This window comes from Sodalis praecaptivus (assembly GCF_000517425.1).
Taxonomy (GTDB): domain Bacteria; phylum Pseudomonadota; class Gammaproteobacteria; order Enterobacterales; family Enterobacteriaceae; genus Sodalis_A; species Sodalis_A praecaptivus.
The window spans coordinates 1,048,496-1,070,677 of sequence record NZ_CP006569.1; the positions used below are offsets into that span (position 1 = coordinate 1,048,496).

21 protein-coding genes are annotated in these 22,182 nt (G+C 58.2%); 8 read left to right on the forward strand and 13 right to left on the reverse strand.

The window, feature by feature from the left end; genetic code table 11:
- Positions 1 to 66: 66 nt before the first annotated feature.
- The 13 genes from mprA to SANT_RS04775 form a co-directional block, all read right to left on the reverse strand.
- Positions 67 to 588, reverse strand: a complete 522-nt coding sequence (gene mprA / locus SANT_RS04715; protein WP_025421146.1) for a transcriptional repressor MprA — start codon at positions 586 to 588, stop codon at positions 67 to 69.
- A 138-nt stretch (positions 589 to 726) separates the two neighbouring features.
- On the reverse strand, positions 727 to 1,065 hold the full coding sequence (gene ygaH / locus SANT_RS04720) for an L-valine transporter subunit YgaH (RefSeq protein WP_025421147.1): 339 nt from the start codon (positions 1,063 to 1,065) through the stop codon (positions 727 to 729).
- Positions 1,058 to 1,795: an AzlC family ABC transporter permease gene (locus SANT_RS04725; RefSeq protein WP_025421148.1), complete on the reverse strand. Its 738-nt coding sequence runs from the start codon at positions 1,793 to 1,795 to the stop codon at positions 1,058 to 1,060. The genes ygaH and SANT_RS04725 overlap by 8 nt, the downstream gene beginning before the upstream one ends.
- A gap of 113 nt (positions 1,796 to 1,908) precedes the next feature.
- Positions 1,909 to 3,108 carry an MFS transporter gene (locus tag SANT_RS04730; protein ID WP_025421149.1) on the reverse strand — a complete coding sequence of 400 codons (1,200 nt, stop codon included), beginning with the start codon at positions 3,106 to 3,108 and terminating at the stop codon, positions 1,909 to 1,911.
- 142 nt (positions 3,109 to 3,250) lie between these two features.
- Positions 3,251 to 4,249 (reverse strand): glycine betaine/L-proline ABC transporter substrate-binding protein ProX, encoded by a 999-nt coding sequence (proX, locus tag SANT_RS04735; protein ID WP_025421150.1) that lies wholly within the window; start codon positions 4,247 to 4,249, stop codon positions 3,251 to 3,253.
- Positions 4,250 to 4,308: 59 nt separating this feature from the next.
- Positions 4,309 to 5,295 (reverse strand): glycine betaine/L-proline ABC transporter substrate-binding protein ProX, encoded by a 987-nt coding sequence (gene proX, locus SANT_RS04740; RefSeq protein ID WP_025421151.1) that lies wholly within the window; start codon positions 5,293 to 5,295, stop codon positions 4,309 to 4,311.
- A gap of 71 nt (positions 5,296 to 5,366) precedes the next feature.
- Complete coding sequence (gene proW / locus SANT_RS04745; protein ID WP_025421152.1) at positions 5,367 to 6,632, reverse strand: glycine betaine/L-proline ABC transporter permease ProW; 1,266 nt, start codon at positions 6,630 to 6,632, stop codon at positions 5,367 to 5,369.
- Entirely contained in the window at positions 6,625 to 7,827 is a 1,203-nt protein-coding gene (proV, locus tag SANT_RS04750) for a glycine betaine/L-proline ABC transporter ATP-binding protein ProV (RefSeq protein ID WP_025421153.1), read from the reverse strand. Before proV ends, proW begins: the two co-directional genes overlap by 8 nt.
- A 686-nt stretch (positions 7,828 to 8,513) precedes the next feature.
- Complete coding sequence (gene nrdF, locus SANT_RS04755; RefSeq protein ID WP_025421154.1) at positions 8,514 to 9,485, reverse strand: class 1b ribonucleoside-diphosphate reductase subunit beta; 972 nt, start codon at positions 9,483 to 9,485, stop codon at positions 8,514 to 8,516.
- A 16-nt stretch (positions 9,486 to 9,501) separates the two neighbouring features.
- A complete protein-coding gene (nrdE, locus tag SANT_RS04760; protein WP_420480354.1) occupies positions 9,502 to 11,631 on the reverse strand; it encodes a class 1b ribonucleoside-diphosphate reductase subunit alpha in 2,130 nt (709 codons plus the stop codon).
- Positions 11,628 to 12,035 (reverse strand): class Ib ribonucleoside-diphosphate reductase assembly flavoprotein NrdI, encoded by a 408-nt coding sequence (gene nrdI / locus SANT_RS04765; RefSeq protein ID WP_025421156.1) that lies wholly within the window; start codon positions 12,033 to 12,035, stop codon positions 11,628 to 11,630. The genes nrdE and nrdI overlap by 4 nt, the downstream gene beginning before the upstream one ends.
- A 9-nt stretch (positions 12,036 to 12,044) precedes the next feature.
- Positions 12,045 to 12,284 (reverse strand): glutaredoxin-like protein NrdH, encoded by a 240-nt coding sequence (nrdH, locus tag SANT_RS04770; protein ID WP_025421157.1) that lies wholly within the window; start codon positions 12,282 to 12,284, stop codon positions 12,045 to 12,047.
- Positions 12,285 to 12,721: 437 nt separating this feature from the next.
- Positions 12,722 to 13,057 carry a glycine zipper domain-containing protein gene (locus SANT_RS04775; protein ID WP_025421158.1) on the reverse strand — a complete coding sequence of 112 codons (336 nt, stop codon included), beginning with the start codon at positions 13,055 to 13,057 and terminating at the stop codon, positions 12,722 to 12,724.
- Between the two features lie 197 nt (positions 13,058 to 13,254).
- Here SANT_RS04775 and SANT_RS04780 point away from each other — a divergent pair, with 197 nt between their 5' ends.
- From SANT_RS04780 to SANT_RS04815, 8 genes are all read left to right on the forward strand, one after another.
- Entirely contained in the window at positions 13,255 to 13,590 is a 336-nt protein-coding gene (locus tag SANT_RS04780; RefSeq protein ID WP_025421159.1) for a DUF2002 family protein, read from the forward strand.
- Positions 13,591 to 14,091: 501 nt separating this feature from the next.
- Complete coding sequence (locus tag SANT_RS04785) at positions 14,092 to 14,988, forward strand: ABC transporter substrate-binding protein (protein ID WP_025421160.1); 897 nt, start codon at positions 14,092 to 14,094, stop codon at positions 14,986 to 14,988.
- Between the two features lie 10 nt (positions 14,989 to 14,998).
- The gene (locus SANT_RS04790; protein WP_025421161.1) at positions 14,999 to 16,684 is read left to right on the forward strand and encodes an FAD-dependent oxidoreductase; all 1,686 of its coding nucleotides are present in this window, start codon (positions 14,999 to 15,001) and stop codon (positions 16,682 to 16,684) included.
- Positions 16,681 to 17,451 (forward strand): SDR family NAD(P)-dependent oxidoreductase, encoded by a 771-nt coding sequence (locus SANT_RS04795; protein WP_025421162.1) that lies wholly within the window; start codon positions 16,681 to 16,683, stop codon positions 17,449 to 17,451. The genes SANT_RS04790 and SANT_RS04795 overlap by 4 nt, the downstream gene beginning before the upstream one ends.
- Before the next feature lie 38 nt (positions 17,452 to 17,489).
- On the forward strand, positions 17,490 to 18,269 hold the full coding sequence (locus tag SANT_RS04800) for an amino acid ABC transporter ATP-binding protein (protein ID WP_025421163.1): 780 nt from the start codon (positions 17,490 to 17,492) through the stop codon (positions 18,267 to 18,269).
- Positions 18,270 to 18,431: 162 nt separating this feature from the next.
- On the forward strand, positions 18,432 to 19,340 hold the full coding sequence (locus SANT_RS04805) for an amino acid ABC transporter permease (protein WP_025421164.1): 909 nt from the start codon (positions 18,432 to 18,434) through the stop codon (positions 19,338 to 19,340).
- Between the two features lie 560 nt (positions 19,341 to 19,900).
- Entirely contained in the window at positions 19,901 to 20,965 is a 1,065-nt protein-coding gene (locus SANT_RS04810; RefSeq protein WP_025421165.1) for an LLM class flavin-dependent oxidoreductase, read from the forward strand.
- A 50-nt stretch (positions 20,966 to 21,015) separates the two neighbouring features.
- Positions 21,016 to 22,179, forward strand: a complete 1,164-nt coding sequence (locus SANT_RS04815) for an aromatic ring-hydroxylating oxygenase subunit alpha (RefSeq protein WP_025421166.1) — start codon at positions 21,016 to 21,018, stop codon at positions 22,177 to 22,179.
- Positions 22,180 to 22,182 lie beyond the last annotated feature (3 nt).

Genomic DNA, 22,182 nt, shown 5'->3' on the forward strand with positions numbered 1-22,182 from the left:
CGGCGGGACGCAAAAAAAACGCCGCGGAGTATCCTTCGCGGCGTTTGCTGTGGCAAGCGGCAAAACTCACTTCAGCACATCCTCTTCCGAGATAAGCGTGTCCAGCTTATTTAACAGCTTGCGGGTCAGGCTTTCCAATTGCTGCTTTTCCGCTTCATTCAGCGTCGACCACAGGGAAAGCAGGCAGTTGTACTGCGGCGGCAAGAGATTATCGAGAAACGTCTGCCCGGCGTCCGTCAAATGCAGATGTAAACAACGGCGGTCATTTTCGCTCTCTTTACGTTCAATCCAGCCGCGCTTTTCCAGCTCATCGGCGATGCGGGTGGCGTTGGTACGGGAGGAGCCCAGGGCCGAACTCAATTCTGACGGCTGAATACTGCGGCTGGCCTGGGATTCCAGGGTGACCAACGCCATAAACAGGGTTTCGTTGATTCCCTGGGCTTTCAGCATACGGTTGCGATTTTCCAGCAGTTTACCCTGCATGTGCATGCACAAACGGGTTAACAACACTTCCTGGAAAGGAAAATCGCTTTTTTGCTGCGCGCGCAGCGTTAACATTTGTTCTATCGGGGTGAACGAACTTTCCATCGTAACCTGCACCTCATTAGTTGCAGACTGTATAATAACTGATGTAATCACCCATGTAAATATTGTCAGGATGGAAAGTTTAGACGTCTATATAAGTGTTGAGGTAATGTTAATTTACCCGGCTCTTAACTGCCCCGGTCAAAATGTCAGCAGGCACTTGTACACCACGCCATACACCAGCGCGCTGGAGAGCGTCGCCATAACGATGCTGCGCGTGCGGTAAAACAGCGCCGTTAACGTCAAAAAACCCGCCAGCGCAGGCCAGCTACGCTGCGGCTCCTGCAGGATATCGGGTAAGGTGGAGACCACCAGCAACGCACAAATGGCGGCAATACCGATACTGTCCAGTACCCGACCGAGGAGGCCGTTGCGCAGCGGCCGGCCGCCGGCGTTGCCCGCCAGGCGCAGCGGTAACCAGCGAAACAGAAAATTCGCCGTCCCGACCACACAGCCAATGATAAACACGGTACTAGTCACGGCTCTCCTCCTTTAATGACGACAGCAACGCCGCCAGACAGCCGCCGCCGATGCCGCCCAGAATCGCCATGGGGATCGATACCAGCCAGAGGCCCGCCAAGGCGCCGACCAACGCCGCGGCCAGCACCAGGCTTTGCCGGCGCTGGAAAGCGGCCAGCAGAAAACTGAGAAACAGCGCCGGTAGCATAAAGCCCAGTGCCGCCGAGACGGCGGGCCAATCATCGAGCAGACCATTGCCGGAACAGACGCCCGCCAGCGTGCCGGCCACCCACGATAGCCAAGCGCAGAGCGCGACGCCTAACATCCAGTCTTCCGACCAGCTGCGGTTATCCCGGCTGAGGCGGCTGATGGCGGCGGCGAAGACTTCATCGGTCAGGCCGAAAGCCCAGAGGGCGGTTTTACGGGGGGCCAACGCGCCAGGAATGCGTTGGCGCAGCGCCGGTCCATACAATAAGTGACGCACGTCCATCGCCATGACCGTCAGCGCCGCTATCCACAGCGAAACGCCGGCGCTGAGCAGGGTAGTAATCACAAACTGGCTGGCGCCGGCGTAAATGATGCAGGAGATGAACAGTCCTTCCAGCGGCGTGAAGCCGAGTTTCACGGCATTCAGGCCAAAGGCGAACGCCACCGGCATATACCCGATGACAATCGGCAGGCTATCTTTGATGCCCTGACGGAATGTCGCGGGCGCGGTAGTGGCCGGCAGACCGGCAATGTTAGACTCCATGATGAATCGCCTTCTTTCCTTTGATGGCTGACAAGAGCGCGGCGCCACGCGCCGCGGCGGCGAATCTTATCAATACCATGAGACATCGCCCCGCGCCAGCGGCGCACGCGCGATCAGGCGCGGGGAAGGCCGGACTCTTCGTGACGGCTGCCGCGCAGCCACAATAACAAATTAATCAGGCAGAGCAGGCCGCCGGCGAGGCTGACGCCGTTCCAGCCGGCGCTTTGGTAAGCCGTGGCGGATACCAGCGACCCGAAGGCGCCGCCGGCGAAATAGCTGGTCATGTAACCGGAGGTCAGACGGTTACGCGCCTCCGGCATGCGACGGTAAATCACGCTTTGGTTGGTGATGTGCAGCCCCTGCACCGCCAAATCGAGGGCAATAATGCCGAGCACCAGCGACAGCCAATGATATTGGCCATACCACACCAGCACCCAGGAGAACAGCAGCAGCAATAGCCCCCCGAGCGTGGTCATTTTGGCTTTACCCCGGTCTGCCAGCGCGCCGGCGCGGGTGGCCGCTAATGCGCCCGCGGCGCCCACCAGGCCAAACAGGCCGATTTTCGACTCGCTAAAATGAAAGGGCGGCGCGGCCAGTAAAAACGCCATGGAGGTCCAAAGATTACTAAAACAGGCAAAGCTGAGGCAGCCCAGCAGAGCACGGTTGCGCAATACCGGCGATTGCCGATAAATGCTGAAAATTGAGCCGAGCAGCTGGCGGTAATTCAGATCGGAGTACTGTTTATACCGCGGCAGGGCAAACCACAGTATTACCGCCATGACCACCATCAACGCGCTCGCCAGCCAGTAAACGGTTTGCCAGCCGCCGAGATCCGCCAGCGCGCCGGCAACGGTCCGCGCCAGCAGGATGCCGAGCAGCAGACCGCTCATGATGGTGCCCACCACCTTGCCACGCCGCTCGGGATCGGCCAGCGAAGCGGCCAAGGGTACCAGGATCTGCGCCACCACGGAAAAAAGGCCGGTCAGGGCGGTGCCCAATAGCATCATCGGCAGGGACGGCGCCGAGGCGGTAATCACCATGCCGATGGCGGCCAGCACCGACATCACCACGATCATACTGCGGCGTTCAAATTTATCGCCGAGAGGCACCAGGAACATCAGGCCGCAGGCATAGCTGAGCTGTGCCGCCGTGACAATGAACCCCGCCTCGCGCACCGACAAACGGTAGGTCCTGGCGATAGCATCCAGCAGCGGCTGGGCATAGTAATTGCTGGCAACGGCCAGGCCGGTGGCGATTGCCATGATGAGGATTAATGCCGGGTTCAGGCTGGGATGATCTGTGGACGTTTTCATTAAGGTTTCGTTTAACCAACGGGCGGGTATTATTACCGATTAACAACAAAAAAACGAGGGGTGAGTCCCCCTCGCTGGTTTTTCGCCGGTGTTATGGCGGGGTTACGCCCGCATCGACGATCCGAACGGCGCAGTGTCGCGCTTATTTGGCGGCGGCCGCGGCGGTGTTTACCCAACCGTCGAATAGGGCCTGATGCGCTTTGATCCAGCCGTCGGTCTGGCGTTCAATATCCGCTTCTTGCGCTTCGCCCTGGTGCATCCGCGCGTTCTGCGCGTTGATATCGGCAATCGGCAGCTTCATGATGGCGAAGAGCTTGGCCGCTGCCGGATTGGCTTCAGCCCACCGTTTGTTGGCGACGATGCGCATGCTGTTGACGGGGAAGCCATAGTCTGCGCCGTTGGGCAGCTTGGTGCTGATCCCTTTCTGCTCACCCGGCAGCGAAGAGAATGGCACCTGCAACCAAACCACATCGCGTCCCGGCACCAGTACGTCGCTTACCCAGTACGGTGTCCAGGTGTAATACAAGATAGGTTTACCTTCTTTGTAGCGGCTGATGGTATCGGCCATGATCGCCGCATAATTTCCCTGATTATGCTCGACGGTCGCGCTCAAGCCATAGGCTTTGAGGTGATGGTTGATGACCGCCTCACAGCCCCAGCCTGGCGTACAGCCGGACAAATCCGCCTTGCCGTCGCCGTTGGCGTCGAACAGCTTGGCCAATTTAGGATCCTTGAGCTGGTCGATGGTGGTAATGTGGTACTTCTCGGCGGTCTTTTTATCGATCAGGTAGCCTTGGGCCGCGCCTTCGACATAATTACCCTGGCGATAAAACTTTGCGTCACCGCCGGCGGCCTGGTACTGATCCGCGTGCAGCGGGTCCCAGTTCACCGCCATAAAAGTGGCATCGCCAGAGGCAATTGAGGTATAGGCCACGTTGTAGTCCACTTCCCGTGGCGACTGCACCGAGTAGCCCAGTTTTTCCAAGGCCTTATTCACCAGCAGGGTTTGAAATGTCTCTTCGGTAATGGTGCTTTGCACCGGCTGAACCTGGATGCCTTTCCCCGGCAGCTCGGCGGCAAAGGAGGTCTGTACGGCGAAAGCCGCGGTGAGCGCGAACGCCCCTAATGCTATCTTGCGCATGGGTTTACCTTGTGTTGGTCGTTGTAAGAATACGCCGCGGTGCGAACCGCGACGCCAGGTTATTGGGCCGCCGCCTGCGCCGCGCTTAACCAGCTAGCGAACTGCTTGGGATGAGCCGCAATCCAGCTGTCCACGTGGCGGGAGATCGCTTCAGGGGTGTTTTCCCCCTGATGCATACGCCGGTTCTGCGCATTCACATCGGCCACCGGCAGCGTCATGACGGCGAACAGTTTGGCGGCGGCCGGATTCTGCGCCGCCCACGCTTTATTGGCGACAATATGTTGGTTATTGACCGGGAAACCATAATTGCTGCCGTTAGGCAAACGGGTATCCTGATTGCCCGGATAGACGGATCGCGGGACCTGTAGCCAGACCACATCCCGGCCGGGCACCAGTTCGGCGCTCAGCCAATAGGGCGTCCAGGTGTAATAAAGCACCGGCTTGCCCTGGTGAAAGCGGGCAAGGGTATCGGCGATGATCGCCGAGTAGTTGCCCTGATTTTGCGTCACCGTGGATTGCAGGTTGAACGCCTTGATATGCCCGTCGATGACATTGCCGCAGATCCAGCCGGGGTTACAGCCGGTAATATCGGCTTTGCCGTCGCCGTCGGTGTCGAACAATTTGGCAAGGGCGGGATCGCGTAATTGATCCAGCGTGCGAATATGGTACTTTTCGGCGGTTTTTTTATCGATCAAATAGCCTTGGGCGGCGCCGGCGATATAGGTGCCCCGACGGTAGAATTTGCCATCGCCGCCGGCGTGGTCGTACATCTCTTCCATCTGCGGCTTCCAGTTCACCGCCAGATAGGTCGCATCGCCGTTGGCGATGGCGGTGTAGGCGACGTTGTAATCCACTTCATTAGTGGGCTGAACGTCGTAGCCCAGTTTCTGCAGCGCCCGGTTAACCAGCTCGGTTTGAAATGATTCTTCCGCCAGCGAACTTTGCACCGGTTTTACCACCACGCCTTTACCGGGCAGCGCGGCGGCGCAGACAGACTGGGTGAATACGGCGGTGAGCGCGAGCGCACGGATAACGGTATGACGCATGGGGAAGTCCTGTTCTGTTTAGGGCGGGCCGCGGCGCAATGCGCTGCCGTTGCCCGCCTTCGGGGAAAAGGTTATGCCTGCTTGCGAAACGGACGGGTTATCAGTCCCAGCGGGCCGCTGCTGTACCAGAGGCGGTTGCCGCGGCTGCGGCTGTCGCGCCCCAACGACTGCGTCAGACGATCGAGGATAATCGCCAGGATCACAATACCGACGCCGCCGACGGTGGCCAAGCCCATGTCGAGCCGGCCAATGCCGCGCAGCACCATCTGTCCCAGACCGCCGACCGCGATCATCGAGGCGATGACCACCATCGACAGCGCCAGCATCAACGTCTGATTAATCCCCGCCATGATAGTCGGCAGCGCCAGCGGCAATTGCACTTTGAACAACATTTGGCGCGGACTGGCGCCGAATGACTCCGCGGCTTCCACCAAATCCGCCGGCACCTGCTTGATGCCGAGGATGGTCAGCCGCACTATCGGCGGCAGGGCGAAGATAATCGTGACCACCACCCCTGGCACATTACCGATACCGAACAGCATGACGATCGGCACCAGATAGACGAACGCCGGCGTCGTCTGCATCGCATCCAGCAGCGGGCGGATAATCTTTGCCGCACCGTTGCTGCGCGCCAGCCAAATACCCAGCGGTAGCCCGAGTACGATGCAGAACAATAGCGAAGTGAGCACCAACGCCAGCGTCACCATCGCCTGCGACCAGGCGCCGATGGCGCCGATGATAATAAGCGACACCAACGTGGCCACGCCCATGCCGAGCGTCGACATTTGCCAGGCTATCAGCGCAAAAATGATCATCGCCACGGGAGCCGGCAGGCCCAGCAGCAGATGTTGAAAGCCGCTTAGGATGAAGTCCACCGGGACGCGGATGCCCTGGAACAGCGGACGAAAATGCAATACTACCCAATCAATGCCTTCGGTGACCCAGCGATCGAGGGGGATAAGCGTTTGATGAAACGGGTCAAGCACATTGAAATGCGCGGGCGCGTCGGCCGGAGCACTGTTGAGCCAGTCAGCGCTTTGCTGCGCCGCGTGTTGCGAGGCGGCATCGCCTCCCGGCGCGGCGGCATTGCCCCAGGCATCGGCGCCGCCGGCGGGGGCGCTATGGGCCGCCTCACCGCCGGGGGCCGCGGTGCCGCTCCAGGGATCGGCGGCCTGGGAGGTGCCACCCTCGGCGGGGGCGCTATGGGCCGCTTCGCCGGCGGGCGCCGCGGTGCTGCTCCAGGGATCGGCGGCCTGGCCTGCGGCTTGCTGGCCAGCGGCCTGCTGAGCGGGCGCTGCGTTGGTCGCCGTCCACGGATCGGTTGTGGTGTTACTCATTGTTCATCCCCTCTTTATCCAGCGCCTGCAGCAGCATCCCTTTGGAAATAATGCCGATGTATTGATTATCTTCACCGACGACCGGTACGGCGCAGGGCGCCTGGGCGACGGTGGAAATCAATTCACTGAGCGGCGTCTCGGCGGGAATGGTGGCCGGCGATGACAGCAACGCGTCTTCCAGCGTACCGTTGGCGGAAAGGGCGGCCTTCAACGAATCAATGGACACCACGCCGATAAATTTCTGACCGCGTTCCAGCACATAGCCGAAATCACGATCCTCATCTTGCAGCAGCCTCAGCGCGGAGCGCGGGCCGACGCCCGGGGTTTTACGGATCAGGGTTACCGGCCGGCGACGGGCGATATCTTTGGCGCTGAATACCTGCGAGATATCCACGCCGCGGAAGAAGGTGCGGACATAGTCGTTGGCCGGATTATTGAGGATCTCGTCCGGCGTGCCCACCTGCACCACCTCGCCCCCTTGCATGATAGCGATGCGATCGCCGATGCGCATCGCCTCGTCAAGGTCATGGGAGATAAAGATGATGGTGCGCTGGTGGCGGGACTGTAGCTTGATAAGCTCGTCCTGCATTTCGGTACGAATAAGCGGGTCGAGGGCGGAAAACGCCTCATCCATCAGCAAAATATCGGGGTTGATGGCCAGCGCGCGCGCCAGGCCGACACGCTGGCGCATGCCGCCGGACAGCTCGTCGGGCCAGGAATGCGCATGCTGTTCCAGCCCCACCTGCGACAGGGCTTCCAGCGCTTTGGCATGCCGCTGTTGCGGCGCCATACCGTCCAGCATCATGCCGAAAGCGGTATTATCCAGCACGTTCAAATGGGGCATCAGGGCAAAAGACTGGAACACCATACTGATTTTTTTACGTCGCACCTCGCGCAGGGCGGCATCGGCGATATTGGCGATGTTTTCGCCGTCAATCAGCACCTCGCCCCGTGTCGGCTCTATCAGACGATTGAGAAGGCGTACCATAGTGGATTTACCCGAGCCGGATAATCCCATGATGACGAATATCTCGCCTTCTTCAATGGCCAGACTGGCATTTTTCACGCCAACCGTCAGACCGGTTTTTGCAAATATGGTATCTTTGTCTTGCCCTGCGTTAATCAATTTGAACGCCCGCTCGGGGTGTTCGCCAAATATTTTATAAAGGTTCTTTACTTCAAGTTTTACTGCCATGAAATTATAGTTTTCCCGTGTGACATTTACTATATATAAAATAATCCTGACCAAAATTAAAACGCCCTATACCCTAACATACTGAGATTCTGAGACAACCCCTAGCCGTCCTAAAGACAGAATATTCATGACGCGAAAAGGGCCTATTCCGGCCGGATCCACTACGGCAGACAAGGGTTTGCGGCAAATATCACCTCGTGAAAAAAAAAGCTATTTTGGGACGATGGAGAGAGCGATATCAGCAGCGAAATGGGATGCGGGGCGACCGCTTGCGGATATATATCCGTTTCGATATTGGTTCTTTTTTGTTCATATTCGGCGCAAGCGGATAATAGTGCCGGGGCTATAAGATGAAGCGATTTACCCCGTCAATCGCCATGATGGTATATTCGCGCATTGCGTTTAATATCGGGTCAGAAATCGGCCCGGTATTATGGCTTTGAGCGAGAGGAAAAAAATACGGCATTGCCGATGCGGCGAAGAAGAGAAATAAGCAATGCGGGAGCACAGCTTATGCCTCAGAGGTGAAATTGTCAGGTATCAACCCCAACCGTTTACAACTGGTGCGCGGGAAAAACCGATTGTCTTCGGGGAAAACCCGACCGGCGCCGCAATTTCGGCCTCGCCGAGCCGTCCCGTCCACGCCGCCGGTCACCCACACCCGTCGGCGTGGACGGCCATCGGCGTTAGAAGGCCCAATCCTCGTCTTCCGTATTGACCGCGCGCCCCATCACATAGGAAGAGCCGGAGCCGGAGAAGAAGTCATGATTCTCATCCGCGTTTGGCGACAGAGCCGAAAGAATGGCGGGATTGACGGCGGTCATCGAAGCCGGGAACAGTGCCTCATAACCGAGATTCATCAACGCTTTATTGGCGTTATAGTGCAGAAAAGCGGTAACGTCCTCGGTCCAACCGACGTCATCATACAGCGCGGCGCTGTAGGCCAGCTCATTCTCGTAGAGATCCTGCAACAGATCATAGGCGAACAGCTTGACCGCCTCGCGCCGCTCCGGGGTGGCCGCCGCCAGACCGCGCTGGAATTTATAACCGATATAATAGCCGTGCACCGCTTCATCGCGAATAATAAGGCGAATCAAATCTGCGGTATTGGTCAGCTTGCCGCGGCTGGAATAATACATTGGCAAATAGAAGCCGGAATAAAATAAGAATGATTCGAGAAAAACGCTGGCCACTTTTTTCTCTAGCGGATCATTATGCTGATAATGGCGTAGGATAATAGCCGCTTTATTTTGCAAAGCCGCATTCTCTTCGCTCCAGCGATAAGCGGCGTCCACATCCGCCATGGAACAGAGGGTGGAGAATATCGAGCTGTAGGAACGGGCGTGTACCGCTTCCATAAAGCAGATATTGGAAAATACCGCCTCCTCATGGGGGGTCAGAGCGTCGACCATCAACGCCGGCGCGCCGCAGGTATTTTGCACCGTATCCAGCAGCGTTAGGCCGGTAAATACCCGGATCGTCAGCTGTTGCTCCTGGGCGGACAAGGCGTTCCATGACGGGACGTCATTGGACAGCGGCAGTTTTTCCGGTAGCCAGAAATTGGCGGTCAAACGGTTCCAGACTTCCAGATCTTTGTCATCCTGGATACGGTTCCAGTTTACCGCCTGGACGCGCGAAGGCGCGGATTCGAGGGTCATAGCATTCTCCTTGACCTTACAGGGCGCACGACACGCAGCCGGCCACTTCGGTACCTTCTAGCGCCAGCTGCCGGATGCGGATGTAATACAGCGTTTTAATACCTTTCTTCCAGGCGTAAATTTGCGCCCGGTTAATGTCGCGCGTCGTTGCGGTATCGCGAAAGAACAGCGTTAGCGACAGCCCTTGATCCACATGGCGGGTGGCGGCGGCGTAGGTATCAATAATTTTTTCCGGCCCAATTTCATAGGCATCCTGGTAATAGGCCAGGTTCTCATTGGTCATGTACGGCGCGGGATAATAAACCCGGCCGGTTTTACCCTCTTTACGGATCTCGATACGCGAAACGATCGGGTGAATACTGGAGGTCGAATGGTTGATATAGGAGATGGAGCCGGTGGGCGGCACCGCTTGCAGGTTTTGATTATACAGCCCGTGCCGCTTGACGCTGTCCGCCAGCGACCGCCAGTCCTCTTGTGTCGGTAACTGAATATGGCTTTTGGCGAACAAATCGCGCACGCACGCGCTTTTCGCTTCCCAAAGCTTATTGATGTAGGGCGTAAAATAGTCGCCGCTGGCGTAGCGCGACTGCGCAAATCCGCCGAAAGCGCGCCCGCGCTCTATCGCTAAGCGGTTGGAGGCGCGCACCGCATGATAGGTCACGGTGTAAAAATAGAGATCGGTAAATTCCACAGCTTCCGGGCTGCCGTAATAAATATGCTCGCGCGCCAGATAACCGTGCAGGTTCATTTGACCGAGGCCGATGGCGTGGGAATGCTGATTACCCTCGGCGATCGAAGGAACGGAACCGATGTGGCTCATGTCTGACACCGCGGTCAAGGCGCGCACCGCTGTCTCTACCGTATGGCCAAAATCGGGCGAATCCATCGTACGCGCGATATTCAGCGAGCCCAGATTACAGGAGATATCGCGCCCTACATGTTGATAGCTCAGGTCTTCGTTGTACTCGGTGGCGCTGTTAACCTGCAAAATTTCCGAACACAAATTACTCATATTGATGCGCCCGGCGATGGGATTGGCGCGATTCACCGTGTCCTCGAACATCATGTAAGGATAACCGGACTCAAACTGAATCTCGGCCAGCGTCTGGAAAAAAGCGCGCGCGTCGATGGCGGTTTTACGAATACGGCTGTCCGCCACCATCTCGTGATAACGTTCGCCGATCGCCAATTGTGAGAACGGCTGGCCGTAAATGCGCTCAACGTCATAGGGCGAGAAAAGATACATCGGCTGGTTGTCTCGCGCCAGCTGAAAGGTGATATCCGGTATCACCACGCCCAGCGACAGGGTTTTGATACGGATTTTCTCGTCGGCGTTTTCGCGCTTGGTGTCCAGAAAACGCAAAATATCGGGATGGTGGGCATGCAGGTAGACGGCGCCGGCACCCTGGCGAGCTCCGAGCTGATTGGCGTAAGAGAACGCGTCCTCCAACATTTTCATCACCGGTATCACGCCGGACGATTGATTCTCGATACGCTTGATGGGGGCGCCCGCTTCGCGCAAATTGGTCAACATAAAGGCCACGCCGCCGCCGCGTTTCGACAGTTGAAGCGCGGCGTTGACCGCCCGGCCTATCGACTCCATATTATCTTCGATACGCAGCAAAAAGCAGGAGACGTATTCCCCGCGCTGCTGTTTACCGCAGTTGAGAAAGGTGGGGGTTGCGGGCTGGAAACGGCCGGAGAGCATCTCCGCCATCATCGCCCTGGCGAGGGTTTCGTCGCCGGCGGCCAGCGTCAGCGCCACCATGCACACCCGATCCTCAAAATCTTCCAGATATTGCTTGCCGTCGAAGCTTTTCAACGCATAGCTGGTGTAGAACTTTAGCGCGCCCATGAACGTCTGGAACTGAAACCGTTGCGCCCGGGCTTCGGCGAACAGCGAAGCGATAAACGCCTGGCTGTAAGGCGCCAGCACCTTAGCTTCATAATAGCCCTCGTCGACCAGGCAACGCAGCTTTTCCTCAAGGGAAGCAAAGCGACGGCTGTTCGGGATCACATGCTGTTGCCGGTAGCACTCTACCGCCAGATGATCCTTGTCGAACTGGATATGGCCCGCCTCGTCGTAGAGGTTGAGCATGGCATTAAGGGCATGATAATCCAGCGCCTGCAACGCGGGTTCAATTATGCTAAGTTCTGTCGCTGCCAAAATTCGGTCACTCCCTTACGTACCTGTACGACATCTTCCGCCGTCCCCAGAAGCTCAAAGCGATAGAGCAGGGGAACCTGGCATTTTTGGGCGACGATATCGCCCGCCAAACAGAAGGCCGCACCGAAGTTCCGGTTGCCGGCGCCGATGACGCCGCGCAACAGGGAACGGTTTAACGGATCGTTGAGAAAACGGATGACCTGACGCGGTACGGCGCCGCGGGTCGAGCCGCCGCCGTAGCTCGGTAAAATAAGAATATAGGGGGCATCCGCTTTCACGCTCTCGCGCATCTCAAGAGGAATACGCAGCGCCGGCAGCCCTAATTTGCTGACGAAGCGGTGCGTACTCTCCGAACTGCTGGAAAAATAAACCAACGCGGTCATTACCGCGCCTTAGGCCGGGATTGCGCTGGCAGACAACAGGCTGATTTTGTCGGGACGAAAGCCGCTCCAGTGTTCATTGGCGGTCTGTACCACGGGAACCTGCTGATAACCGAGCGACCGGACATGATGCAGCGCTTGTTCATCGTCCAGCAGATCCACCAGCCGGTAATCGATGCCTTTACGGTCAAGCGCGCGGCAGGTGGCGTGACATTGGACACAATCCGGTTTAGTGTAAATAGTAATAGTCATGATTCGTATTTACCTCTCACAGTGTAGGTATCGCGGGCTTGCGAGAGTGCTGCCGCCGCGTTGTGGTGCTGAACATGTAATGCATACTATATCTAGATATAAATCAGATCAACCATACAATATATAGTAATACCCCGCGGCGGACGCCAGCTTCTGAGCGAAAAAAAAGCAAATAAAAAACCCGCTCCAGGCGTGGAGCGGGTTCATTGCGGATCATACGCAGGTAACCAAGCGGGAAAAAAATTTTCCCGGGACGCTTTAATTTGCTGTTTTACCGGCGTGGCGGCGTGAGGTGGAAACCCGCGTCGCGCGCCGAATCAGGGGTGGATTTTGGCGACTTTTCGCTTGCGAAACAGCGGCGCTATTTTGGTGCGGATGTGTGGTCAGGCGCGGATGCGCTCGCGGACCGGCGCGGGCGCATCCGCGGTGCTGTCTGACTAACGGCGCGTTAACAGAACGCCCAGCACGATCCCTACTGCAGTGGTGATGCCCAAGCTGTGCCAGGGTTTTTCCACGACAAAGTTTTTGGTTTGCACCGCCGCGTCGCGGGCGTACTGAGCGCCATCGCGGGCGTATTGACCGATGCGGCTCTTGCCGTTCAGTTTGGCGCGGGTGTCGCGCAAGGCCCGCCGGGCTTTCGCCTGCAGGTCACTCAGTTCTTCCTGGGTCGTTTTATCGGTTGTTTTCAGCAGTGAATCCAGGGTGTCGGCCAGCAGAGAAACATCGTCTTTAAAATCCAATTGGACGTCCTGTTTTTCGGTTTTGGTAAACATGTGTTTCTCCCATTCAGTAGTAGGTTGTTTAATTATAGACCTATTTTTCACCACCGGCGGCGCAGGCACCGGGGATGAAACGGGAAAGTATCGGCTTTTTGGATTATTCTGAAAGGCGGGAGTGCGGCTTATCTCACTCCACCTGACCGATTACATTAGCTGTGATCACTTCACCGTGACTGAAGAGAGGACAAATAATGTATTTAAGACCCGATGAAGTAGCGCGCGAACTGGAAAACTCCGGCTTTGAAAGGGACACCATTACCCGGCAAAGCTATGGGTACCGTAAAGGACATCATTATGTGTATGTTAATCGCGAAGCCAGGCTGGGCAGGACCGCGCTGGTGGTTCACCCCGCGCTGCGCGATAAGAGCAGCCTGTTCGCCGAACCCACCTCACCGGTACGCGCAAGCGTGAGCTATCAGGCTTTTCCGCCGGATCCTGAAGGGCAGCCGGATAGCCACTACGGTATTCCCCACGGTTTTAGCTCGCGTGCTTCCCTTGTCCGCTATCTGCAAAAAATGTTCAATTGATCGCCTGATCGCGTGACTTCTTTCTCGCTTTGACGGCGAGCCGCCTCTCCGGCCGTTATCTTTCGGTCGGTAAGCGCCGCCCTCCCGGCCTTCACTCAACCGCCCTCATCAGGCTTCCTCTCAACCGCCCTAATCGGGCTTCCTCTCTACCGCGCTGCTTAGGCTGCTCTCCACTGACCTGATTGAGCTCTCTCTGCCGATTTTCTTTTGCCTATCCCCGCCGGCGTTTGCACTGAATTGATGAAAAAACCGACGACCTTGCACCGTCGGTGCACACATTTACACCCGTTTGCGCCTATTTTTTAAGCTAAGCGCGGTAGAAGGGAACGCGCAATACGGTACGAACCGTTATGCAACCTTAATTAATTGATTAGTTAATTCTGGCACGGGAGTTGCAATTCTGTTACGCCGCGCGCGGATTGCCAGGGGATTTTTGCCGGCGGTAGGTTTCACTCCCATTGGGGGGATTTAATGACTAACACCGTTTCAGGAGTAGCAAGCATGAAAAAAATCGTCGCACTCTTTAAGACCGCGCTGCTCTGCAGCGGTTTATGGCTGGTAAGCCAGGCGCACGGCGCGCCCGCGGCCGCGCTTAGTGTGGATACCGCGCTGCATAATCAACTGCCGGCGAAGATCAAACAAAGCGGCGTCATCAACCTGGTGACCGACGCGCACTATCCGCCCTGTGAAGTTTTCGCGGAAGATAATAAAACGATGATAGGCTTTGAGCCGGATCTGTGGAACGCCATGGGTAAGGTACTTGGCGTCGAGATTAAACCGGTTTCCATTGATTTCGCCGGCTTGATCCCGGGGGTCAAAAGCGGGCGCTACGATATGGCGATGGAGTGCATCTCCGACAGCGCGGAACGGGAAAAGCAGGTGTCGTTCGTCAACTATGCCTATGCCACCAATGAAGTGTATACCCTGGCTGACAATAAAAGCATTACCACCGACCCGCTGACGCTGTGCGGACTGAAAGTTGGCGTGCAGGCCGGAACCGATTTCGAGCACGCCGTGACCGACATCTTGAATCCGAATTGTAGCAAGAACGGCAAGGCGGCGATCGCGGTTACCCGTCTCCAGTCCGCCGACGCGGTACTTCTGGCGCTTTACGCCGGCCGTATCGATTTCGTACTCAACGATGCCGCCGCCGCCGCCGAAATCAAAAAAGTGGCGCCGCGGCCGATCCGCACCGTCGCTATGTCGCTGCTGCCAAAATATTATCTCGGTATCGTCGTTCAGAAAGACAACACGGCGCTGGCGCAAGCGCTGCTCGGCGCCCTGAACGTGCTGTGGCGTAACGGCGAATATGAACGCATCATGCATAAATGGGATCTGCAACCGGTGATGCTGGAGCAGCCCGGGATCAATTTGTTCAGCACCCGGCCAATGAAATAAGCGCGGGCGGATGATGAACGATCGCGTTGATAACGCCGCGCCGCAGGCGGATGAGATACAAAGCTGCGACGTGCTGGTGGTCGGCTCCGGCGGCGCGGCGTTGAGCGCCGCCCTTGCCGCGGCGGTGGCGGGGCTTAAGGTCTTAATCGTCGAAAAGGCCGCCACCGTCGGCGGCACGACCGCCATGTCCGGCGGCGCGGTATGGGTGCCGGCAAATCATCATGCGTTGGCACAGGGGGTGCAGGACAGCCCGGCGGAGGCTTTGACCTACCTGCGCGCCAGCGCGCCGGAAGGGTGGCGTGAGACGGAGGATCGGCTGTGGCGACAGTTCGTGCAAAGCGCCCCGGCCATGCTCGCATTCCTTGAGCGGCACACGCCGCTGCGCTTTCAATTGACGACCGAGGGCGATCCGCTGGACGGCAATGCCGGAGGAAAAACCTTCGGCCGGATGGTCACGCCCGCGCCGCTGCGCGCCCGCGTATTGGCCGGCGCCTCGCTCAAGCTGCGGCGTTCGCCGCTGCCGCATGTTTATACCTATCAGGAGGTTATCGGCGACGATCCCTATCATTTTCCGCTGCGCGTGGCGCTGCGCCTTTCGCCGCGCATCATTTGGCGGTGGTTGACCGGCGCCCGCACCAAAGGGGCGGCGCTTATCACCGGGCTGCTCGCGGGCTGTCTGGCGCACGGCTGCCGTTTGGAAACCGCCGCGCGGGTCGAGCGGCTGGATTATACCCCTGAACGCGGGGTGACGGGCGCCTGGTTCAGTCGCCAAGGGCGGCTGACGCAAGTTAACACCACCCAGGGTGTCGTGCTGGCCAGCGGTGGATTTGAATGGGACGCCCTGCGGCGCAGTCGGCATTTCCCCGGCGCGTTTGATTATATCTCCAGCCCCCCCACCAATGAGGGGGATGCCCACCGGATGGCCGAGGCTATCGGCGCGCGTTTGGCTCATATGGATCAGGCGACCATCACCGGCGCGCTTCCTGCGCGCTATGAAGGGCAGCGGTATGGGCTGTCGGTCTTTTTTCAGTATGAACCCAATGTCGTGCTGGTGAATCGTCATGGCGAACGCTTCACCAATGAATTCACGTTTAATCTGGGAGAGGTGCTGGATGAGCGGGAATACCCGCAAGGTCCCCCCGCCCATCTACCGGCGTGGTTGATTTCCGATGCCGGCCTGTTGTGGCGTGCGCCATTGCTGCTGGCCTGCGCCCTGCGCAATCCCGGCTGGCTGCGCCGGGCCGCGACGCTCGAGGAACTGGCGCAGCGCCTCAATCTGCCGCCCGCGGCGCTGACGCGCAGCGTAGCGCGCTTTAACCAATTTTGCCGCCAGGGGGTAGATGAGGATTTTCACCGTGAACGCAGCGTCAGCCACGCCAACGGCGATCGCCGCTTTCACGTCGGCCTGCGGGCAATTACCCGCGCGCCCTTTATCGCCGTGCCGTTCAACCGCACCTATCTGGCAACCAAAGGGGGACCGCGCACCGACGAGTTCGGCCGAGTGGTGCACCAGAACGGCGCTATCATCCCCGGTCTGTTCTGCGCCGGCGTCGCCATGGCGAATCCCATCGGCAGCCGCGCCGTCGGCGCGGGGACGACGCTTGGGCCGAATTTGACCTGGGGCTATATTTGCGGCCGAACGCTGGCGGAACAGGCCAGGGGCGAGCCGCCGACACCCTTAGCGGAGGAAGCATGAACCAAGGCGATTTCACCGGCCGCGTCGCGCTGGTCACCGGCGGCTCGAAAGGGATTGGCCGGGCCATCTCGCTGGCGCTGGCGCAGGCTGGCGCCGATATTGCATTACTTTTGCACGGCGATCGCGCGGCGGGCGAAAGGACGGTACAGGAACTGCGCGAACGGGGACACCGGGCGCAGGCCTGGTATGCGGATATTGCCGATCGCGCACAGGTTGCCGGCGCAATTGAGGCCATGTGCGCCCGTTACGGCCGCATTGACATGCTGGTGAACAACGCCGGGGCGAACGGCTCGGGAGATCTGCTAAGCGTGGCGGACGACGAGTGGCAGCGGGTGATCCAGGTGAATCTAACCGGCAGCTTCGTGGTGGCCACCGAAACGGCGAAGGTGATGCGCGCGCGGGGCGGCGGCGGCATTGTCAATATCGCCGGCGCCTCGGCCCATCGCTGCTACCCAGGCGCCGGCGCCTATGGACCGGCGAAGGCGGCGATTATCAATCTTACGCGCCAGATGGCGGTGGAGTGGGCGCCCTATGGCATCCGGGTGAACGGCGTCAGTCCCGGGCCGGTACGTGAAGATACGCCCTGGCAGCAGCACGAGCCGGCGCTGGCGGCGGAGGTGGCCCGCCTGCCGCTGCGGCGCGCCGGTTTGCCGGAGGAGATCGCCGGCGCGGTGGCCTATTTGCTGTCCGATAGCGCCGCTTATATTACCGGCCATATGCTGGCGGTGGACGGCGGCGCGCACTGTACCTGGTACATGACGGCATAGCCTGCGGTCCGGTTAAGCGAAGCGATAAAGGGGGAATGATGACGGGAACAGCGACACCATCGGTGGCCGCCTATCAAGTGATAAAGCGGTTTCACGGCAACGAAATTCTGAAAGGGGTGGACATGACGGTGCAGCGCGGGGAGGTGGTCTGTCTGATAGGGCCTTCCGGTTCCGGAAAATCCACTTTCCTGCGCTGCATCAATCACTTGGAAAAAATCGACGGCGGCGCCCTGTATGTGGACGGGGAACTGATGGGCTACCGGCAGGCCGGCGACAAACTCTATGAGTTGAATGAAGCGGAGATCGCCCGACGCCGCGCCGGGATTGGCATGGTGTTCCAGCGTTTTAATCTGTTTGGTCATATGACGGCGCTGGAGAACGTGACTGAAGCGCCGATCCGGGTGCGGGGTATGGCCCGCGCCGAGGCGGTGGAGCAAGGCAAAGCGCTGCTTGATCGTGTCGGCCTGTCGCATCGGCTGGATGCCTATCCGTCGCGCCTGTCGGGCGGCCAGCAGCAGCGGGTGGCGATCGCGCGCGCCCTGGCGATGAAACCCAGCCTGATGCTGTTCGATGAACCGACCAGCGCACTGGATCCGGAGCTGGTAGGGGAGGTGCTGGACGTGATGAAAGATCTGGCGAAGCAGGGGATGACGATGGTCGTGGTCACGCACGAAATGGACTTCGCCCGTGAGGTGGGCGATAGGGTGGCCTTTATGGACAATGGATCAATTATCGAGCAGCGCTCGCCTGAAGACTTGTTCCGCGCGCCGCAGCATCCGCGCACCCGAGCATTTCTGGCAAAATATTTGTCTTCGTGAACGCGATCTAATTGGCTGAATTGTATGGAATTAATATTAATCGTACGATTAAATTTTCGTTCTATCGCTGTTGACAGTCGCGTTTGGTAAGAGCATATTGTTAATTAACTGATTAATTAATTATCTTGGCTCATTATGCTCCTGATGTTGAAGAGAGACCCCATGACAGATAATCAGTCCTATCGCGTCAGCCGTTCCGGACGGGATGACCGCTCTGCCGCCACGCCGTATCCGCACGACGCCATGACGGTGGTAGCGAAGCGTTACCCGGGGCGCTGGGTAACGACCGGCGTATTCGCGCTGCTGCTGATACTGATGATCCACTCGGTGGTGATGAATGACAATTTTGCCTGGCCGGTGGTGGGACGCTATTTATTCTCTCCCATCATCTTAAGCGGTTTGTGGGTTACCCTGTGGCTGACGGTGGTCATCATGCTGCTGGCGATTGTGCTCGGGGTGGCGATTGCCGCCATGCGGCTGGCCAGTAACCCGCTTCTCGCCTGGTGCAGCGGCGGCTACATTTGGTTTTTCCGCGGCACGCCGGTGCTGGTGCAACTGATTTTCTGGTACAACCTGGCGGCGCTTTATCCCCAGGTCACCCTTGGTATTCCGCACCTGTTTACGCTGTATCAGGGCAGTATGAACGATTTAATTACCCCTTATACGGCGGCGATCCTGGGACTCGGACTCAATGAAGCGGCCTATATGGCGGAAATCATCCGCGGCGGCATGTCGTCCGTCGACAGCGGCCAGCAAGAAGCGGCGCGCGCGCTGGGGATGAAGCAGGGACTGTGGCTGCGTCGGGTTGTGCTGCCGCAGGCGGTGCCGTTCATTATTCCGCCTACCGGCAATCAGGTGATCGGAATGTTGAAAACCACCTCGCTGGTGAGCGTGATTTCACTTTCCGATCTGCTTTATTCCGCCCAGTCCATTTATTCGCGAACGTTTGAGAATATCCCTCTACTTATCGTTTGCTGTATTTGGTATTTGGCGGCCACGACGCTGTTAAGCGCCCTACAATCGCGCATCGAGAAATACTTTCGCCGCAGCCAACGCGACGCCTCGGCCTGACGTCAGCCGATATAAACCCCGCCGGGCGTGATCCGCCGGGAATAATAAAACAGCCGCGCGCGAGGCGCCGGGGAAAATAAGGTCGGGCGCTCGATGCGCGCAGGTTAAGCGGGGCAGCGGGCAAGACGTCCTCTTAGCCAATCGCGTTTACGCCGGCAGCATTACGTTGGAAACACGCATTGATGCCGGCAACGTTACGTTGGAAATACGTCTTGATGCCGGAAACGTTACAACGGAAATACGTCTTGATGCCGGCAACGTTACGTCGGAAATAGGCATTGGGCCGGCAACGTTACATTGTAAATACACACTGATGCCGGCAATGTGACGTCGGAAATACGTATTGATGCCGCGAACCGACGTCGAGTAGAGAAATTTACGCCGGAATGTCGAGCGGGTGAAGAGACTGATGCGCAGAATAACGGCCGAACTCGCTACGCCGGCGAGAGGCATTATTGTCGGCCAGGTGCTGCGTGGCTGAATCTCACTTGCCGTCAAATTCCCACGGCTGGCAATAGCGCCAGCCGGCACAATTGCCCTTTTGCTTACCTGGAGCTGGCATGAAATTAGGACTGTTTAATTTAATGTCTTATAAAGACAATGCGCGGGGGATCCAGGGCGTTATTCAGGATACGCGCAGTATGGTGTCCCTGGCGGAGGAGATCGGCTTTGCCACCGCCTGGTTTGCCGAGCACCACTTCACCAACTATTCGATCAGCGTCTCGCCGCTGCTGATGGCCGCCCATATGGCGGGCTACAGCCGGCGCATTCGGCTGGGAACGGCGGTTATCGTCCTACCGCTCTATGAGCCGATGCGCCTGGCGCAGGAAATTGCGCTGGTGGATCGCCTGCTGGAAGGGCGGCTGGTGCTGGGCATCGGCAGTGGCTATCAGGCTTATGAATTCGAGCGTTACCGGCGAGATGTTACCCAGCGCAACGCGCTACTGCTATCGCACTGGGACTTTATCGAACGCGCGCTGACGCACGGCCGCACCGTGTCGCCGTCCTGGCAGGGGGAGCAGGTGGAAACCGATTTCCTACTAACCCCTTTGCAGCAGCCGCTACCGCCGCTGTATCTCACCACCACGCAGCCGCAGGTACTTAAACGCTTCGCGCCCCTGGGGGCGACGCCCTTTATGACCGCGGGGTGGCGCGGCTCGGTGCGTCTGGGCGAGATGGTGCGCGATGCGCGTAACAGCTGGGGCGAGGCCGGTCTGGATGCGCAGATGCCGGTTGCGGTACAGCAATATATTCATGTCACCGACAGTCATCAAGCGGCACTGAAGGCCGCTGAACGGGCCTTGTTCGTCGCCAGAATGATTGCCGCGCTGCACGATAGCCGGATCAAAACCGCCGCCGGCTTTATCGATGCGCCGCCGTTGCAAGATGAGCCCGCCGCCGAGGTGGTCAGGGATAATTTAATTATTGGCGATGCGCATCTGGTGGCGGAACGTATTATTCGTGAAGTCCGGGAAATTAATCCTTCCCATTACAACTGCTTTTTCCAGTTTGGCGATATGCCTATCGCCGACGCCAGACGATCGTTGGAAAAATTCGGTCAGCAGGTCATACCGTTATTGGAAAAAGAGCTCGGAAGCGTCACCGTTAATTACGCCGCCGCGTGATTTAACGCTTATTCATCAAACTGAACACGCTGTTATTACAGGAGGCCGCTATGCCAGATATTTCGCAGCGTATCGATTGTGTTACGGATGAATGCGCAGCCATTATAGAAACGATTAAGCGCCAACAATCGGAAGAGGCCGCCTACGCCTCGACCTTACCGGCAGAAGCCTATAATAGCGAAGCCTTTTTTGACTATGAGATGGAAAAAGTCTTTCGCGCCGATTGGCTGTTCGTCGGGCATGTTTCGCAGATCCCGCAGGAAGGGGATTACTTTACGCTTAACATCGTCAAAGAGCCGCTGGTCGTGATCCGCCATCAGCAGCAGGTACGCGTGATGTCGTCGGTGTGCCTGCACCGCTGGGTGCCGGTGGTGACCGGCGAAGGCAATGCCAAAGCGCTGGTGTGCCCGTTCCATAACTGGACCTATGATACCGGCGGCCAATTGATCGGGACGCCGTATATGAATCAGGCGGCGGAGTTCGACCGCCACAGCTGCTCGCTGCCGCAGATCCGCAGTGAAATCGTGCACGGTATGATTTTCATCACCTTTTCCGACAGCGTCGAGTCGATAGCCGATCGATTGCGTCCTCTTAACGCCCTGTTGGACAAATACCAGGTGGCCGATTTGCATACCGCCTACACCCTCGACTATGACTGCCCGTTCAACTGGAAAATGGCGGTGGAAACGTTTATGGAGTGCTATCACCACTCCGCCGTGCACCGCACCACGCTGGAGGACAGTTTCCCGGGGCGCTTGAGCTATATCGGCGAAGATGGCCCGGGGTGGACGCTGTGTCATCAGCCGCTGCGCAAAAACGGCGCTATTTCGGAAGTCCTGACCCCCGGCCTTATCCCGCTGAGCGGCTTCAGCGAGCAGGATATGCGGCAAATTGATTTGATGCTGATTTACCCCACCTGTCTTATCGGGTTGAATCCTGATCGCTTAAGTATCAGTACCTTGCTGCCGGAGGATCGCCATACGACACGTTGGCATCGGCTGGTGCTGGTGTCCAAAGCCTCCGCCGCGCAGCCGGACTTTGCCGCCACGGCGGCTGAAATGAAGAACGGCAGCCTGGGCATTATTGACGAGGATTTGGGCATCAATGCGGCGCAGAAAATCGGCAGCCGCTCGCGCATGGCGCGGCCGGGCCGGCTTGGTCATCTGGAAACTACCGTGTGGCATTTGGCCAACTATTTGCGCCGCCGTTTATAGTCG